Raw genomic sequence first — 14,964 nt, 5'->3', positions numbered from 1 at the left:
CACCCCGCCAACTCGCTCAGATAATCCGACACCCGCACCGGCGTACGACGGATATACGGCGCGATCCGATCATGCGCACAAAGCATGTCCTCGTAGGAAGGAATATACATCACACCGCTCCTTACGCTTGCAGCGGAGCCGTTGCACCCGATATCACGGCACCAGCACTGTTGACAGTCCGAGACTCCGCAACCTTTTCGGCCACCATTTCGGCGGTTACCGCGGACAGGGTCCAGCCAAGATGCCCATGCCCGGTGTTGTAGAACACCCGGTCACGCGCGCCCTGCCCGACCTTCGGCATCATGTTCGGCATCATCGGTCGCAGTCCTGCCCATGGGATGGCGTGTTCGGTGCTCACACCGGGGAAGAACCGTTCGCACCACTTCACCAGCGGGCGTACCCGGTCGTCCCGGATGTCGAGGTTGTAGCCGTTGAACTCGGCCGTGCCCGCGATCCGGAACCGATCCTTGCCCAGGCGGCTGGTCACCACCTTGGCCTCATCGTCGAGCAGGCTGATCCAGGGTGCCGCGCGCTGGCTTTCCTCGTCGTCGAGCCGCACGGTGATGGAATAGCCCTTCACGGGGTAGACGTTCACCCGGTCGCCCAGCTGGGCCGCGATGGCCCGGCTTTCCACACCGGCACAGACAACGATGGCATCGAACGTCTCGACCCGGCTTTCGTTGTTCCGGCTCCAGGTCAAGCGCACCTCGTTCTTGTCCACAGTCAGCGCCTCGACGTCGGTGCCGAAGCGCAGCACCGCCCCGCCCTTCTCGATGGATTTGGCCAGGCCCGTCGTGTAGCGATGAATGTCGCCGGTGAAATCGCTTTCGGTGTAGTAGCCGCCGTAGAAATCGCCGCTGAGCGCAGGCTCGATCTGGCGAACTTCCTCGGGTGCCACGGCCCGGCGTTCCAGCCCGCCCTCGGCCAACAGCTTGTTGACCTCGGTGGCGTGATCGAATTCCTTTTTGTTCGTGTAGATGTGCAGGATGCCGCGGTCTTCGCAGTCGAAATCGAACCCGTGGCGTTCGGCCTTCTCGCGCAGCAGGCCGCGCGCGGCGATGGCCATGCGCGTGGTCTGAACCGTGTTGGCCCGGTATTGCGGGATCGCTCCGACGAACTCGGCCATCCAGCTGTACTTGTGCCAGCTCGGCTTGGGGTTGACGAGAAGGGGCGCGCCGCGGGTCATCATCCACTTCATCCCCTTGAACACCGTCGACCAGCGGTTCCAGGTCTCGGCATTCGAGGCGGACAACTGGCCGCCATTGGCGAAAGAGGTCTGCATCGCGGCATAGCGGTTGCGGTCGAACAGGGTGACGTCATACCCCCGGTCCATCAGGCTCGAGGCGGTGGTGACGCCAGTGATTCCGGCGCCGATTACGGCTATTCTGGTCATGGTTTCCTCCCGCGACCCAAGGTTTCGTCCCGCCGGGTGGCGGGTCCAATCCCCTCTGTCGCGGCGGCGGACATCACTCCACGACACGCTTCAGACGCCTATCCGTTCACAGTCCTTTTGCCTGAGAGGTTCCGGGGGGTTGCTCCTTCGGCGCCGATAGGGTCGGCCTCTCCTGTGACGGCTTTTCAAGCTGTATTTTGTCTATCGAAAAAATATTCTCATGTAAAGACTATTTTTGCGTCGCCTGAATAGCCTCGTCATCGACAAGCGCCTGACGATAGTCGCTGGACGTCACCCACCGGCCCAGCCGGTCCAGAATCTCGTTCAGGGCCTTGAGCTCCTGCACCGACAGGGGATCAGTCAGGATGACCTCGAGTCGGTCGGAAAGTCGGCGCGCAGCCTGGCGAATCTCCTTGCCCTTCTCGGTCGTCGACAACAGGAAGACCCGGGCGTCTTCGGTCGAATTCTCGCGCTGGATCAGGCCTTCGGACAGCAGGTTCTGGATGATCCGCGAGGTCAGACTTCTGTCAAAACCAGTTATTTTCGCGATTTCTGCAAATGTAGTGCCCGGCCGATCATCGATCAATCGCAACACACGCAGATCGCGGATCCGGCATCCCGTCTCTCGCAAGAAAATCTCGTCATTAGCCTGGATCGCTTCTTGGGCGACTATGTTCAACCTGTACGTCAGGCGTTCATTCTTGAATGTCTTATCGGCCTGCACGATCCGCTTCTCCTGTCGTCGATACCCAAAAAGTATCATGCCTTACCCTGATTTCTACACAAAATAGTCTTAACAAGAAACCATCTTGCCGGAAAAGTATCTCCGCGCAATATTCTCACATCGAGATGAATTGGAGCCCCCGCAGATGTTTTCCACCTGGTACGAGACTCACCGCAAAACGTCGCAAGACTGGCTGCAGACCCTGCACCGCCACCCCGAAATCGGCTTCGAAGAAGTGCGGACGGCGGCCTTTGTCGCGGAGCGGCTGACGGACCTTGGTTACATTGTCGAGACTGGCATCGGTGGTACGGGCGTCGTCGGGACCTTGCATGGGCAGAGCGCGTCTCCCGAAGCACCGGGGCGGTGTATCGCCTTCCGGGCAGAGCTCGATGCACTGCCGATGCAGGAAAGATCCTCGGTCGGTTACGCCTCCGAAGTTCCCGCCCGGTTTCACGGCTGCGGGCATGACGGACACATGGTTACCGCACTGACCGCTGCCGCCTATCTCGCGGCGCATCGGAACTTCGACGGCACAATTCGCTTCATCTTCCAGCCCGCCGAGGAACTCCTGACCGGTGCATGCGCGATGATCGCAGACGGCCTCTTCAAGCGGTTCCCCTGTGACGAGATCTACGCCTTGCACAACTCGCCGGACTTGCCCGCCGGTCAGGTCGGCGTGCCTGCGACAGCGGCTCTTTCTTCGGCGGACAACATCGATATCACGATCCGGGCGCAAGGTGCGCACGGGTCGATGCCACATACCGGTCAGGACGCCATCGCGGCAGCCGCACATCTGATCTCGTCTGTCCAGCAGGCCGCCACTCGGAGTTTCGATGCACGCCATACCGGGGTGATTTCCTTTGGTCTGATCAAAGGCGGTACGGCCCGCAATATCCTGCCCGATACGGTCCGGCTCGAAGGAACAATGCGCACGACGGCGACCGAAGTACGCGATACACTGGCCGATTTGCTGCAGGACGCAGTGCGCGCGACCGAACTGCTCTTTGGTGTTCTCATCGAGATCGACGTGACCAGCATGGTGCCCGTCACACTGAACAATCCTGTCTGCGTCGCTGCGGCCTTGGCTGCGGCAACGCGGGTCGTTGGATCAGAGCGCGTCACCGAGAACGCCCGCAGCCTCATGGCGTCCGAGGACTTCTCCGAGCTCTCAGGGCTCGTGCCCGGTGCCTACTTCTTCATAGGTCAGGGCGGCTTTGCCCCACATCATCCGAAATTCGTCTTCGACCCGGACATCATCCCGGTCGGAGCCGCTATCTTTGCCGATCTGGCAAAGCTCCGAACGAGCAGGACGCTCAACTCTTACCAGCTCACCTAACACATCCACGTATCATCCAAGGGAGGATCCAGATGATCACCTTTACTACCAAAATGCTCAAGGGAGCTGTTGCCGCAACAGCCCTGATTGCAGGAGCGATGGCCAGCGCCGAGACGCTCACTATGTCGTCTTGGGTACCGCCGACTCATTTCGTGCACACCGATTTTCTGGTGCCGCTGACCGAAAAGATCGCCGCAGCGACCCAAGGCCGCGTCACGGTCACCATCCTGCCCGCGCCGCTGGCCAGCCCGCCGCAGCACTGGGAACTGGCACGCAACGGCGTGGCCGACATCACCTGGGGTAACTTCACCTACGAGCCCGAGCGGTTCGTGTCGATGTGGTTCGCCGAGTTCCCGAATGCCGGCACCAACGCAGAAGCGCAAAGCCGTGCCCTCTGGCAGACCTACGAGAAGTTCCTGGCCGACAACGCCGCATTCGACGGCGTCAAGATGCTGGCCGTCGGCATGTTCGGCGGCGGCCAGTTGCATCACGGCAAGAACACCGTGACCAACCCGGCCGATGTGGCGAACCAGAAGTTCCGCATGGGTGGCCCGATCCAGGAAAAGCTGCTGACCGCCCTGGGTGCCGTTCCTGTCGCCGCGCCCGCGACGAAGGCGTACGAGATGCTGGAAAGCGGCGTCATCGACGGGTCGCTGCATACGATGGAATCGGTGGTCAACTTCCGTCTCGAGGACGTTCTTAAGCATCACACGGTGTTCCCGAAGGGCTTCTATGACGCCACCTTCTTCGTGGTCATGAACGGCGCCAAGTGGGACGGCTTGAGCGACGCGGACAAGACCGCCATCGAAGGCATTATCGGCGAGGAATTGTCGGCTGCATGGGGCAAGAACTTCGACGTTCAGAATCCGGCAGCGACAGAAAAGCTGACCGCTGCGGGTCACGAGATCGTCAAAGCCTCGCCCGAGCTGATCGCTGCGGTGGACGGGATCTACGGCACGATGGTCGCCGAGTGGATCGAGGCCGCCAAGGCTGCCGGGGTCGCCGATCCCCAGGCCATGCTGGACTTCTACAACGCGACCTACACGTCGCTGGCCGGCGAGTAATCACCGGTTTTTCGCACCACGGGGGGCGGCGATCCGTCCCCCGCTTTCACAGGGAGGAGGCACTATCATGCTGTCCATGGCATGGAAAATCCGCCGGGGGGTCGAGACGGTCATGGCACTGTTCCTCCTGGCAATGGTCGCGCTGACATTCGCCGACGTCATCGGCCGGCGCTTGGTCGGCAAGCCGATCTATGGCTCGAACGACATCACCGAACACCTGATGGCCCTGGTGGTTTTTGCCGGCTTGCCGCTGGTCACGGCGGCCGCGGCGCATCTGACCATCGACATCCTGGACAAGCTGGTCAGCCAGCCCTGGATGGCCTGGTGGCGGGTCCTGACCTCGGTCCTGGTGGTCGTTGTCCTTGCCGTCACCGCCTGGCTTTTCGTCAAGCACGGGATCAACGCCGCGCGAATCTCCGAGGTCAGCCAGGCGCTGCGCGTGCCGCGCGGACCCTTGTATTTCTTCATGGCGTTCAGCTGCGCGCTCTCGGCACTTGCCGCGCTGGCAATCGCCTTCACCGGCCCGATGGTCGATCCGAACGACACCCACGAGGAGGAAGCGCTGTGATTTCCGGTTCAATCGCGATGGCGGTGGCCATCCTGCTTGCTTTCCTGCGGGTTCCGCTGGCCTTCGCCCTGATAGCCGTCTCGGTCGCCGGGATCGGGTTCGCCATCAACTGGAACATCGCGTTCCAGCTGGTGCCGCTGACGATTTCGGACGCGGTCCTGTCCTACGACCTGGCCGTCGTGCCGATGTTCATCCTGATGGGGAACGTGATCTCGAAGACCGGGATCGCGAGCGACCTGTTCCGCGCGGCCTATGCCTTTGTCGGGCATGTCCGGGGCGGGCTGGCGCTGTCCACCATGGTGGCCTGCTCCGGTTTCTCGGCGGTCTGCGGGTCGAGCTACGCCACGGCGGCGACCATGGCTAAGGTCGCCTATCCCAGCATGCGCAAGTACAAGTATTCCGACGAGCTGGCCGCTGGCACCATCGCGGCGGGCGGCACACTGGGCATCCTTATCCCGCCTTCGATCATCATGGTGGTCTATGGCATCCTGACCCAGACCAATATCGGCGACCTGTTCATCGCCGGCGTCGTTCCCGGACTCCTGGGTCTTGCATTCTACATGCTGGCCATCCGCCTCGTGGCGGCCCTCGATCCCAGCCATGCTCCGCAAGGCGAGAAGACCCCTTGGCCGGAAAAGATCCGGACGCTTGCCGGTGTCTGGCCCTTTCTGCTGCTCTTCGGGCTGATCATCGGCGGCCTCTATGCAAAGCTCTTTACCCCGACCGAAGCCGCCGGCATGGGCGCCGGGCTGGCAATCCTCATCGCGACCTTCCACGGCAAGCTCACTTGGGCCGTGTTGCGCGCCATAGTCGTCGACACTGCCTATACCTCTGTCTCGCTCTACACCGTACTGTTCGGCGCGCTCATGCTGTCCAAGCTCTTGACCCTTTCTGGGCTGGCGTCTGGTGTTTTGAGCCTGGTGCAGTCTACTGGCCTGGAGGGCACGGCGCTGATCCTGGCCATCATGTGCGTGTTCCTTGTGCTGGGCTGCGTGATGGACTCGATGGCGATCATCCTGATCTTCGTACCCCTTTTCGCGCCTATCGTCGTCGCTCAAGGGTTCGATCTGGTATGGTTCGGCATCATCGTTATCGTCGTGACGGAAATCGCACTGATCACACCCCCAGTGGGCATGAATGTCTTCGTCCTTAAAGCCGTTCTTCCCGACGTTCCCGTCGTGCGGATCTTCAAGGGACTCATCCCCTTCATCGCGGTCGATGTCGTCCGGCTTGCCATACTGATCGCGTTTCCTGCGATCACGCTTTGGCTGGGAAGCACCGTCGGATAGAGGCCGACCAGACACAAAAACGAAGAGCGGCGGGCGAAGGAAATCCTCGCCCGCCGCCTTTTTTGTGCCGCATCTTCAAGGGCGCAGCAGGTCCGAAACGTGATTGGGCGCTTTCGGCACAAACCCGTTGGGATTGCCAATTGCACCGTCTCGGGTAATGCTGAAGGTGTCGGAGCGATTACTACCCTTCTGGTCAATGTCGCTGCCGCGACCTTCTCGTAGGGCGAGCAAAGCAGTGTCGACGCGCAAAACATCTAAGGCGCGACCGGCATTTCCGGCCTCCTCGTCAATCTGACCCTGCTGGGAGTGGCGCCACCCACCCGATCATCTTGCGCGACATCGGCTTTGACGAGTGCGACCAGCTGGCCTGGACATAGGTCGGGCCCAAAGCGCTCTCCTTTACCTTTGAGACTTTGAACATAGTCACTGTGCCCGGCAGCGGACCATTAATGGAAGGAGGGAACACACACGAGATCTGGATGGATGCTACAGTGTATTTACCGCGCCAGACGCAACAAGCCCCCACGCATGGGGGCTGGCCGAATGTTGACCAGGCGTTGACCAGAATTGCGCAAATACGAAAACGCCCTGTGGGGCGCCGTGTAAGTATTTGATCTTGTGTGGAAAGTTTGGTTGCGGGAGTAGGATTTGAACCTACGACCTTCAGGTTATGAGCCTGAAGCCGCAATCGAACGCCGCACCCAGCCTAAAGGAGGTCAGGACATCCATGGTCAGCCTCAAACCCCGCGCGTTCCCTCACTTGGGGATTAACCACATAGTCGTCATCTTCGGCGTGCTGAGCCGGTCAAGAAACTGCGGCAGGCTTTCGACCTTATGGAACCGCTGCGTTGTCAACATCGGCACGGCTGGCCTTCTGAACCGGATTCCTTCAGTCGCCCCTCCATGCTTGATTGATCAATTTCACGCAAACCGCATCCTGTCTTCCCGCCGAGGGCGCTCCCGATGAATTTGTCCCATGCGGCGCCCGGAATGCGGATCTGTGTCCAAGTAAGCGATCTGAGACCGACGCATGTACTCCGCAAACTGGGTGAGTGCATCGACCTGGTCGTCATAACTGGCATCCGGGAATGCCAGAAGTTCACGCTGGAACGTGTCAAACCAAGGCTTGTCGGTTGGGATCGCAAGCTTCCCGGACTTGATCCAAACGGTATGAGGGATGAACCGGTCCAGCTTACTGTTAACCACGTTTATCGGTTGAAAGACTCCGTTTGTCTCGCGCCAGAACTCCTGAAGCAGCGCGTTGCCCATAGCGGACGCCTCGATCAAAACCTTGTCCGCGACCCAACGCTCGCGCCATCGGCGGATTGTTGACTTGAGTTCGGTGTAGTCGAGCCGTCCGCGAATGACGTCGAGAAGATACCAGCGCATTTCCTGGTCATGCCAACCAAAGGTCATTCCGACCGAATAGTCACACCGAGGACCGTCCTTGGCCGCCGTATCCCAACTCTGTACGCGCCGCGTGAACAAAATTTCGTTCGGGAGGGTATCGACCAGATGCAAATCCGACATCGACAGGAATGCGCTCTCACCGTCGGACGAGTTCTGTTGGTATTGTGCCTGGAACGCGAAGGTCCCGATATCGGCTTTGATCCTGGCGAGAACCTCCTGAGGTTCCCGTTCCGGGTTCAGGTCATCCCCGGGCCGCCGCCTGAACACGCGATTGTTGTAAAGCCGGAGTTCTTCCGGGAGTTCGGCGATCGACGGCAAACACAGGTGATCAAAGGTCTCCTTCTCGAGGAGATACGCCGAAAAATCGTCGGGATGCAGGCGCTGCTGGATCGACACGATACGATCTTTTCTCTTGTCGTTCAGACGAGAAAACAAGGTCTGATCGAAATAGTCACGCAACTCCTGACGATAGCTGTCATGCCGCATCTCGGACGGTTTGCCGAGATCGTCGATAATAATCAGGTTGGCACCGAAGCCTGTAACGCCGCCACCGACAGAGACGGATTTTCGGCCGCCAACTGCCGAGGTTTTCATATGCTCGTGACGGTTGTGCCTGGGATCCAAGCTCATCTGAGGGAACAGCCGCCTGTAAAATGAACTCGTGACCAGGCGCCTGAACTGTTCCGCATGTTCTCGTGCAAGATCCTTGCCATAACTGACAACCACCACTTTCTGCGTCGCATCGCGCCCCAGGACAAAGGCCGGCAACAAAACCGATCCACAAACCGATTTTAGTTGGCGCGGTGCAATCGAGATCATCAAGCGCGAACACTCGCCCGTTGCTACGCGTTGCAACGCAAAGCACATGGCCTCCAGATAAGGTGCCCGGGAAAGCGTCTCCCCCGGGCAGAGCACATCAAATGCGCCAATCAAGAATGCATAGAGGTTTTCGCGCATTGCGGCTCTGGCGACCTCTGTAACGCTTTCAGGTTTCAGCGCGATCATCGCCCAGTCCTTTCTGAACAGTCGCAAAGAGCTGGTCGGGTGCGCCGCCGAACATCTCGGCCAGAGCCTCGAGCACGGCAACCTCGGTTTCCGATTTCATTTTGGCGGCATCCGCATCCTCCGACATCGCAGCTGCACTGGCTTCCTGTACCATGGGCAAAAGCTTGAGCACCCGATCGACAGACCGCAATTCTCCCTTTGCTGCGCCGTTCACGAGCTGACGCAAAATCGCTTCGAGCATCGGGACTTCACGACGTTTTCCATGTTCGGTGATCGCAATCTTCCGAAAGAATACGTTCTTCAACATTGTTCCCACGTTCTTGCCCTCTTTGGGCCGGCCTTTCGGATTTCCGGATTGCCCCTTCTTGAACTGACTTGCCTTCGGAGGCTTGCCATAGCCGACCTCGTAGTCCTTTGGCGACTTAGACATTTTCAGCCTCCGTCTTTTCATTGACGAGCAACGCGGTTGCGCGATCATCAAATGCTTCCCCGGTTTCCAGGTTGACAGCCTTGCAGCCGCTCATTTCTTGCCAGCGACGGATGGCAACATCGACATAAAGCGGGTCGAGTTCGATCAGGCATGCCTTGCGCCCGGTCTTCGCCGCCGCCAGCAGGGTTGCGCCCGAGCCGCCAAAGGCATCCAGGACCACATCACCGCGCTGGCTGACATCCATGATCGCATCGACCACCAAAGCGGTTGGTTTGACCGTGGGGTGATCCACCAGATCTGCCTCACGCCCCTTCCCGAAGCTGTTCACCCCGGCATAATCCCACACATTGGTTCGGTTGCGGTCGTGCTTTCCCAGTTCCACGTTATTGAGATGCGGCGCGCCCGGCTTCTTGAAGATACAAATCAACTCGTGCTTGGAGCGGTAAAGACTGCCCATACCACCGTTGGTCTTGTTCCAGACACAGAGATTGATGAGATCAAACCCCCGCCCCTTGCCAGCGGCGACCAGCTCTTCGATGTGACGCCAATCCATGCAGACCATGGATATGCCACCGGCTGGCAGGGCAGCTTCCAGGTGTGCGAAGACCGTCTCGAGGAAACCTCGGAACTCCGTTTCCGACATCTCACCTGAGGCCATGGCAAATTCGCGATGACCATTGCCGCCTCCAACGCGGACATGACCCCTTACTGGCACATTGTAAGGCGGATCAGTAAAAACCATTCTCGGAATGGCCCCGGCGAGAACACGATCGTAGCTGTTCGCACTCAACGAGTCGGCGCACAGGATGCGATGGTCACACAGTTTCCAGAGATCGCCGGGCCGTGTTACCGCCTGTTTATGTGGATCCGGAGCCTCGACCAGTTCACGCTCGGTCGCGACAACATCCCCTGCCCCGTTGATGATTATGTCGATCTCTGGCATTTCGAAACCGGTAACGACAAGGTCGAAATCCAGTTCACCTTCAAGACCCAGGTCCATCAGCTCGGCAAACTCGATCTGCAAAGCCTCCGCGTCCCAGTCCGACAGTTCCGCCAACCTGTTGTCCGCGATGCGCAAGGCGCGCACCTCCGCCGGACTAAGATGAGCAGCAACAACCGTAGGCACGGCAACCAGTCCCAGCGCCTTTGCGGCCTCATGTCTTCCGTGACCGGCAATGATCACGTTGTCGCCATCAATGAGGATCGGGGTGACAAAGCCAAACTGTTCCACCGAGGCTTTCAGCTTGTCCACGTTCTTCGGCGTATGGATACGGTTGTTCCTGGCATAGGGTTTGAGGTCAGAAACAGGCGTTTGAACAACCTTGTCGGCCATCCAGATTGACGAAGTCAATCGCGATGCCGCCGCTTTCATTTCTAGAGCACTCATTGGCGCCTCCATTGATCAAAGCCGTCAAAAAACGGCCAGGGCGAAGTGAACCCAGTCGGAGAAAAACAGGGTATCGAGGAATGAAAACCTTCTCGACGGATGGTCTCGAGAGGTCGTTTCTTCGTTTCTACCTATGGAACTGCTTTAGTTCCCCGGAACTGCTTTAGTTCCATTGATCATCATTGAGCGCATGTGTTCATCCGGACGCTTCTTTTGGTTCGGATAAGCAAAAATTATAGCCAACAGGATCGAATTGCAACCCAAAAACTGCAAAAAGTTTCCTTTAACCAATTATTAATAAACGATTATCCATATGCATGGCAAGTTGGAGGCCCACGTTGGGAATTGGCGAGTTGTTCTCTGGAAAGAACTGGACTAGCGCCGCAAACCACGCATCACTGGACGCAAGCCCGACACATTCGGGCTCTCCTCGGTACCGGGGCTGGCCTTTCGCCGCCTCCCTGAACCTGAGGAACCAGACATGTCCAAACCCAAACAGGCCAAGATCGACAAGGTAACCGCGATGTTGCGGCGACCGGCCGGAGCCACGCTGGAGGCGCTCTGCAAGGCCACCGGGTGGCAGCCCCATTCGGCAAGGGCGGCTCTCAGCACCTTGCGCAAGAAGGGGGCAGAGATTGAGCGGCGCCCATCGGAAAACAGGGGCTGCCCTTCGACCTACCATCTTGTTCCGGGTCCGGAGGCACGCTGATGCAAAAGCAAGTCGAGATCGCCAACCTCGAAACCATGGGCCGCTCCCAGCTACTTGGTCTTTGGCAGGAGATTTTTGAAGAGCCGGCCCCCAAGATGCTGAGCCAGCCCTTCCTGCGCCGCTTTCTGGCCTTTGAACTGCAGTCCCGCCGTCAAGGCGGGCTGTCGCGGCGGGTGCGCAGCGTCCTCGAGAAGGGCCAGGCCGAAAAACTGACCCCGGCAAGCCCGGCGATGAAACCAGGCGGGCGCCTGCTCCGGGAATGGAACGGTGTGACCCATGTGGTCGATGTCTCAGATTCCGGGTTAAGCTGGAACGGGCGGAGCTGGCGGTCGCTCTCGGCCATTGCCCGGGAAATCACCGGGGCACATTGGTCAGGACCGCGGTTCTTTGGCCTCGGCGGAAAGGCCGCGAAATGACCGGACGCCCGAAAATCCGCTGTGCCATCTACACCCGCAAATCCTCCGAGGATGGTCTCGAACAGGAGTTCAACTCGCTTGATGCGCAATACGAGGCCTGCGCGGCTTATGTCGCCAGCCAGCGTCACGAAGGCTGGAAGCTACTTCCCGAGCGCTACGACGATGGCGGCCTTTCAGGCGGAACCCTGGAACGCCCTGCCCTTCAGCGGTTGCTGGACGAGATCGATGCCGGGCGCATCGACATGGTCGTTGTCTACAAGATCGACAGGTTGACCCGGTCGCTCGCCGACTTCTCCAAGCTGGTTGAGCGACTGGAAAAGGCAAACTGCTCATTCGTCTCGGTCACCCAGGCCTTCAACACCTCCTCCTCGATGGGGCGACTGACCTTGAACGTACTCTTGTCCTTTGCCCAGTTTGAACGTGAGGTGACGGCCGAGAGGATCCGCGACAAGATCGCGGCCTCCAAGAAAAAGGGGCTCTGGATGGGCGGGAACCTGCCACTGGGCTATGACAGGCATCCCGATCAAAACACCAGGACCCTGGTCATCAACAAGGACGAGGCATCAACCGTGTTGCGCCTCTTTACGCTCTATGCCGAGCACGGCTGCCTTCGACGGGTGGCAGACATCGCTACCGCAGAGGGATTGCGGTCAAAACGCCGGTTGTGTGCGAACGGGACTACGTCGGACGACCAGCCAATGTCCCGCGGACAGATCTATTACCTGCTCCGCAACCCGGTCTACCTTGGTCAGATCCGACACAAGGACAAGATCTGGCCCGGCCAACACGCGGCGATCATAGAGGATGATCTCTGGAACCGGGTTCAGAGCCGGATGCGGGCCGCGTCAACCCGGGGACGCGGTTCAAGCAACGAACCCGGCACAGTAAATGATCCCGGGGCCTGGCTTACGGGAAAGTTGCGCGACGAAACCGGCGACAGGCTGACCCCAACCCACACGACCCGCGTCGGTCGCAGGCTGCGCTACTACGTATCGAACCGTCTGATCTCGGGCGGCAAGGATCCCGCTGGCTGGCGGTTGCCCGCACTCCTGCTGGAAAAGACCGTGCTCGATGTCATGGCGAAGCACCTCACCGAAGCGGCCCGTGCACACCGGGTGCTGGTGGAGCCCGATGCAAGCACAACCGAAGCGACGAACCTGTTGGTCCTGGACCTTGTTGCGCGTTTGGCAACCAAAGGCGGCAGCCTCGGTGCCGACCTTCTCTTCTCAGCTGTCCTGTCACGCGGTCGCATCGAACTCGACCTCGATGGCGCGACCCTCGCCCAGCTGCTGGGTATTCCCACTGACCAAGTGCTGCCCGACCTGCTGCACGTTGCCAGCCCGTTCGATCTTCGCCGCCGCGGGGTCGAGACAAAAATCATCGTTGGCGATGCGCACCCCGACCCCGACCCCCATCTCCATGCCATGCTGATCCGCGCCCATGGCTGGGCCCGGGAATTGAAGTCCGGTGTCCAGCTGTCCGACATCGCGCACCGCGAAAAGGTTCCCGGTTCCTTTATCCGCAACCGCACCCAACTTGCCTTCCTGTCGCCCAATATCCAGGCGGCCATCCTCGACGGCACTCAGCCGCCGGAGCTGACCCTCAAGCGACTCGTCAGCATCACGCATCCGCTTGATTGGGCCGAACAGGAACGCCTCTTCGGGTTCTCCTGACACAAAATATCGGCTTCCCTGTTGCCGGATTAAATTTCCCTGATCCCCGTTTTAACATTCCCTGCTCGCGCCAGAAAATTCCCTGCTCCTCCGCTTAGGGAATTTGCAGCCAAGCCATTGCAGACTGGCTCTTTTTCAAAGTGCGTCACTTCAGAAACCGACCAAATCCACCGAGATTCGCTGTAAATCCAGCTGTATCAGGGAAATCTCGGCCAAAGCGCACCCGCCCAAAACCCGAACTGAGACTTCAGGGAAAATCCACGCCACAAATGGGTGACTGTATCGCCTCAGTTGGGGAGATGGTCGAGCAACCCGCGGGAATTGCGAGAGAATTTCGGCTCAAAAAGCACAGGAAAACTGAGACTCGGGTGGCTGGCGGGGAGACAGGGATTCGAACCCTGGGATGGCTCTCACCATCAACGGTTTTCAAGACCGCCGCATTCGACCACTCTGCCACCTCCCCGGTCGCATTCCCTCTATGCGTTCGCCCCGGACGAGGCAAGAGGCCAGCCGGGAAAACTTGCCGAAGCCCGTGCAGCAGGCTTTCAAAGGGCGGGTCCGCGCGTTATGATCCGCCCCAAAGCGGGCCTTGGCGCCCACAGCAGCGCAACGACCGGACAACCGGCAGCGGGGCGGCGCGCGCCCCGGATACAGGCAAGGATACAAACGACATGCACCGCAAGAGCCCATTGTCCCGCCCACTGACCCGTTTACCGGCCCTTGGGCTTGGCCTGTTGTTGCTGGCCGGTTGCGAAGAGGGCGCCAACCTGTCCTTTCTTCAGCCAAAGGACAAGGAGGAGGCCGCCAGCAGCGAAACCCGCAGCACCAAACTGGTCGAACGCGATGTCGAAGCGCCCGAGGTGTTCCAGGTGACAGAGGCCGGTCTGTGGGACGGACGCCCCTCGCTGGGTGGTGTCTGGGTGGCGCATCCCGACGTCAAGGAACCCGAGCGGGTCATCATTCGCAACGCCACCAACGACAAGTTCGTTATCGGTGCCCTTTTCCGGCGCGAGCGCGACATTCCCGGCCCGCGCATTCAGGCCTCGTCCGATGCCGCCGCCGCACTGGGCATGCTGGCCGGTGCACCGGTGGAACTGAACGTGACCGCGTTGCGCCGCGAAGAGGTTCAGGAAGAGCCGCCGCTGGACGAGACCCTGGCCGAGGCCGACGCAGTCGAACCGCTGCCCGAGGTGGCCGAAACCACGCTTGATCCGGTTGCCGGTGCCGCCGCAGCGATCGAGGCCGCCGCACCCAGCCCGGCCCCGGCGGCAGCCCCCGCCGCACCGCCCAAACCGAAACCGCAGACCTCATCGCTGGACAAACCCTATATCCAGATCGGCATTTTCAGCGTCGAGGCCAATGCCAAGCGCGCCGCCGACCAAATGCGCGCCGCCGGCATGGTGCCGACGATCCGGCAGGAGACCACCAGCGGCAAGACCTTCTGGCGGGTCCTGGTCGGCCCCGCGCAGTCGAAATCCGAACGCACGGCGCTGCTGAAACAGGTTCAGGGCACCGGGTTCTCGGACGCCTATGCAGTGAAGAACTAAGACGGGAGGGTTT

General features: G+C 60.0%; 13 protein-coding genes, 1 tRNA gene, 1 pseudogene and 1 riboswitch. Of the genes and pseudogenes, 8 read left to right on the top strand and 7 right to left on the bottom strand.

The window, feature by feature from the left end:
- The 3 genes and pseudogenes from AC2FNY_RS13385 to AC2FNY_RS13375 all read right to left on the bottom strand — a co-directional run.
- Window positions 1–110, bottom strand: a pseudogene (locus AC2FNY_RS13385) (threonine/serine dehydratase); the annotation flags it as partial.
- Between the two features lie 11 nt (window positions 111–121).
- Window positions 122–1,393 carry a D-amino acid dehydrogenase gene (locus AC2FNY_RS13380; protein WP_496802763.1) on the bottom strand — a complete coding sequence of 424 codons (1,272 nt, stop codon included), beginning with the start codon at window positions 1,391–1,393 and terminating at the stop codon, window positions 122–124.
- 99 nt (window positions 1,394–1,492) lie between these two features.
- Window positions 1,493–1,578, bottom strand: a riboswitch (glycine riboswitch).
- A gap of 44 nt (window positions 1,579–1,622) precedes the next feature.
- The gene (locus AC2FNY_RS13375) at window positions 1,623–2,117 is read right to left on the bottom strand and encodes a MarR family winged helix-turn-helix transcriptional regulator (RefSeq protein WP_496802762.1); all 495 of its coding nucleotides are present in this window, start codon (window positions 2,115–2,117) and stop codon (window positions 1,623–1,625) included.
- Window positions 2,118–2,262: 145 nt separating this feature from the next.
- Between AC2FNY_RS13375 and AC2FNY_RS13370 the strand changes: the two genes are divergently transcribed.
- From AC2FNY_RS13370 to AC2FNY_RS13355, 4 genes are all read left to right on the top strand, one after another.
- Complete coding sequence (locus AC2FNY_RS13370) at window positions 2,263–3,453, top strand: M20 metallopeptidase family protein (protein WP_496802761.1); 1,191 nt, start codon at window positions 2,263–2,265, stop codon at window positions 3,451–3,453.
- Window positions 3,454–3,485: 32 nt separating this feature from the next.
- The gene (locus tag AC2FNY_RS13365; protein WP_496802760.1) at window positions 3,486–4,517 is read left to right on the top strand and encodes a TRAP transporter substrate-binding protein; all 1,032 of its coding nucleotides are present in this window, start codon (window positions 3,486–3,488) and stop codon (window positions 4,515–4,517) included.
- Between the two features lie 67 nt (window positions 4,518–4,584).
- Window positions 4,585–5,085, top strand: coding sequence for a TRAP transporter small permease (locus tag AC2FNY_RS13360; protein ID WP_496802759.1), 501 nt, complete (start codon window positions 4,585–4,587; stop codon window positions 5,083–5,085).
- Window positions 5,082–6,374 (top strand): TRAP transporter large permease, encoded by a 1,293-nt coding sequence (locus AC2FNY_RS13355; RefSeq protein ID WP_496802758.1) that lies wholly within the window; start codon window positions 5,082–5,084, stop codon window positions 6,372–6,374. Before AC2FNY_RS13360 ends, AC2FNY_RS13355 begins: the two co-directional genes overlap by 4 nt.
- A gap of 921 nt (window positions 6,375–7,295) precedes the next feature.
- Here AC2FNY_RS13355 and terL read toward each other — a convergent pair.
- Genes terL through AC2FNY_RS13340 form a run of 3 tightly spaced genes read right to left on the bottom strand, consistent with a single transcriptional unit; the run spans window position 7,296 to window position 10,606 of the window.
- Window positions 7,296–8,789, bottom strand: a complete 1,494-nt coding sequence (gene terL, locus AC2FNY_RS13350; protein ID WP_496802757.1) for a phage terminase large subunit — start codon at window positions 8,787–8,789, stop codon at window positions 7,296–7,298.
- Window positions 8,770–9,219, bottom strand: a complete 450-nt coding sequence (locus AC2FNY_RS13345) for a DUF5681 domain-containing protein (protein ID WP_496802756.1) — start codon at window positions 9,217–9,219, stop codon at window positions 8,770–8,772. Before AC2FNY_RS13345 ends, terL begins: the two co-directional genes overlap by 20 nt.
- Window positions 9,212–10,606 carry a site-specific DNA-methyltransferase gene (locus AC2FNY_RS13340; protein ID WP_496802755.1) on the bottom strand — a complete coding sequence of 465 codons (1,395 nt, stop codon included), beginning with the start codon at window positions 10,604–10,606 and terminating at the stop codon, window positions 9,212–9,214. Before AC2FNY_RS13340 ends, AC2FNY_RS13345 begins: the two co-directional genes overlap by 8 nt.
- A gap of 481 nt (window positions 10,607–11,087) precedes the next feature.
- On the opposite strand from AC2FNY_RS13340, the gene AC2FNY_RS13335 reads away from it, so the two are divergent.
- The 3 genes from AC2FNY_RS13335 to AC2FNY_RS13325 are packed head-to-tail and all read left to right on the top strand — an operon-like array spanning window position 11,088 to window position 13,404.
- Window positions 11,088–11,315 carry a DUF3489 domain-containing protein gene (locus AC2FNY_RS13335; protein ID WP_496802754.1) on the top strand — a complete coding sequence of 76 codons (228 nt, stop codon included), beginning with the start codon at window positions 11,088–11,090 and terminating at the stop codon, window positions 11,313–11,315.
- A complete protein-coding gene (locus tag AC2FNY_RS13330) occupies window positions 11,315–11,731 on the top strand; it encodes a DUF2924 domain-containing protein (RefSeq protein ID WP_496802753.1) in 417 nt (138 codons plus the stop codon). The genes AC2FNY_RS13335 and AC2FNY_RS13330 overlap by 1 nt, the downstream gene beginning before the upstream one ends.
- Complete coding sequence (locus AC2FNY_RS13325) at window positions 11,728–13,404, top strand: recombinase family protein (RefSeq protein WP_496802752.1); 1,677 nt, start codon at window positions 11,728–11,730, stop codon at window positions 13,402–13,404. Before AC2FNY_RS13330 ends, AC2FNY_RS13325 begins: the two co-directional genes overlap by 4 nt.
- Window positions 13,405–13,777: 373 nt before the next feature.
- Here the strand turns inward: AC2FNY_RS13325 and AC2FNY_RS13320 are convergent.
- A tRNA-Ser gene (locus AC2FNY_RS13320) sits at window positions 13,778–13,867 on the bottom strand.
- Window positions 13,868–14,075: 208 nt separating this feature from the next.
- On the opposite strand from AC2FNY_RS13320, the gene AC2FNY_RS13315 reads away from it, so the two are divergent.
- On the top strand, window positions 14,076–14,951 hold the full coding sequence (locus tag AC2FNY_RS13315) for an SPOR domain-containing protein (protein WP_496802751.1): 876 nt from the start codon (window positions 14,076–14,078) through the stop codon (window positions 14,949–14,951).
- The last annotated feature ends 13 nt before the right edge of the window (window positions 14,952–14,964 follow it).

Source organism: Ruegeria sp. BHSC223 (assembly GCF_059613025.1).
This window is presented reverse-complemented; position numbering and strand designations above follow the sequence as displayed.

Excerpts from the sequence above, each read along its gene's own strand:
- AC2FNY_RS13365 (WP_496802760.1), top strand. The coding sequence starts at position 3,486 with ATGATCACCTTTACTACCAAAATGCTCAAGGGAGCTGTTGCCGCAACA.
- AC2FNY_RS13315 (WP_496802751.1), top strand. The coding sequence starts at position 14,076 with ATGCACCGCAAGAGCCCATTGTCCCGCCCACTGACCCGTTTACCGGCC.
- AC2FNY_RS13330 (WP_496802753.1), top strand. The coding sequence starts at position 11,315 with ATGCAAAAGCAAGTCGAGATCGCCAACCTCGAAACCATGGGCCGCTCC.
- AC2FNY_RS13380 (WP_496802763.1), bottom strand. The coding sequence starts at position 1,393 with ATGACCAGAATAGCCGTAATCGGCGCCGGAATCACTGGCGTCACCACC.
- AC2FNY_RS13340 (WP_496802755.1), bottom strand. The coding sequence starts at position 10,606 with ATGAGTGCTCTAGAAATGAAAGCGGCGGCATCGCGATTGACTTCGTCA.
- AC2FNY_RS13360 (WP_496802759.1), top strand. The coding sequence starts at position 4,585 with ATGCTGTCCATGGCATGGAAAATCCGCCGGGGGGTCGAGACGGTCATG.
- terL (WP_496802757.1), bottom strand. The coding sequence starts at position 8,789 with ATGATCGCGCTGAAACCTGAAAGCGTTACAGAGGTCGCCAGAGCCGCA.
- AC2FNY_RS13335 (WP_496802754.1), top strand. The coding sequence starts at position 11,088 with ATGTCCAAACCCAAACAGGCCAAGATCGACAAGGTAACCGCGATGTTG.
- AC2FNY_RS13370 (WP_496802761.1), top strand. The coding sequence starts at position 2,263 with ATGTTTTCCACCTGGTACGAGACTCACCGCAAAACGTCGCAAGACTGG.
- AC2FNY_RS13345 (WP_496802756.1), bottom strand. The coding sequence starts at position 9,219 with ATGTCTAAGTCGCCAAAGGACTACGAGGTCGGCTATGGCAAGCCTCCG.
- AC2FNY_RS13325 (WP_496802752.1), top strand. The coding sequence starts at position 11,728 with ATGACCGGACGCCCGAAAATCCGCTGTGCCATCTACACCCGCAAATCC.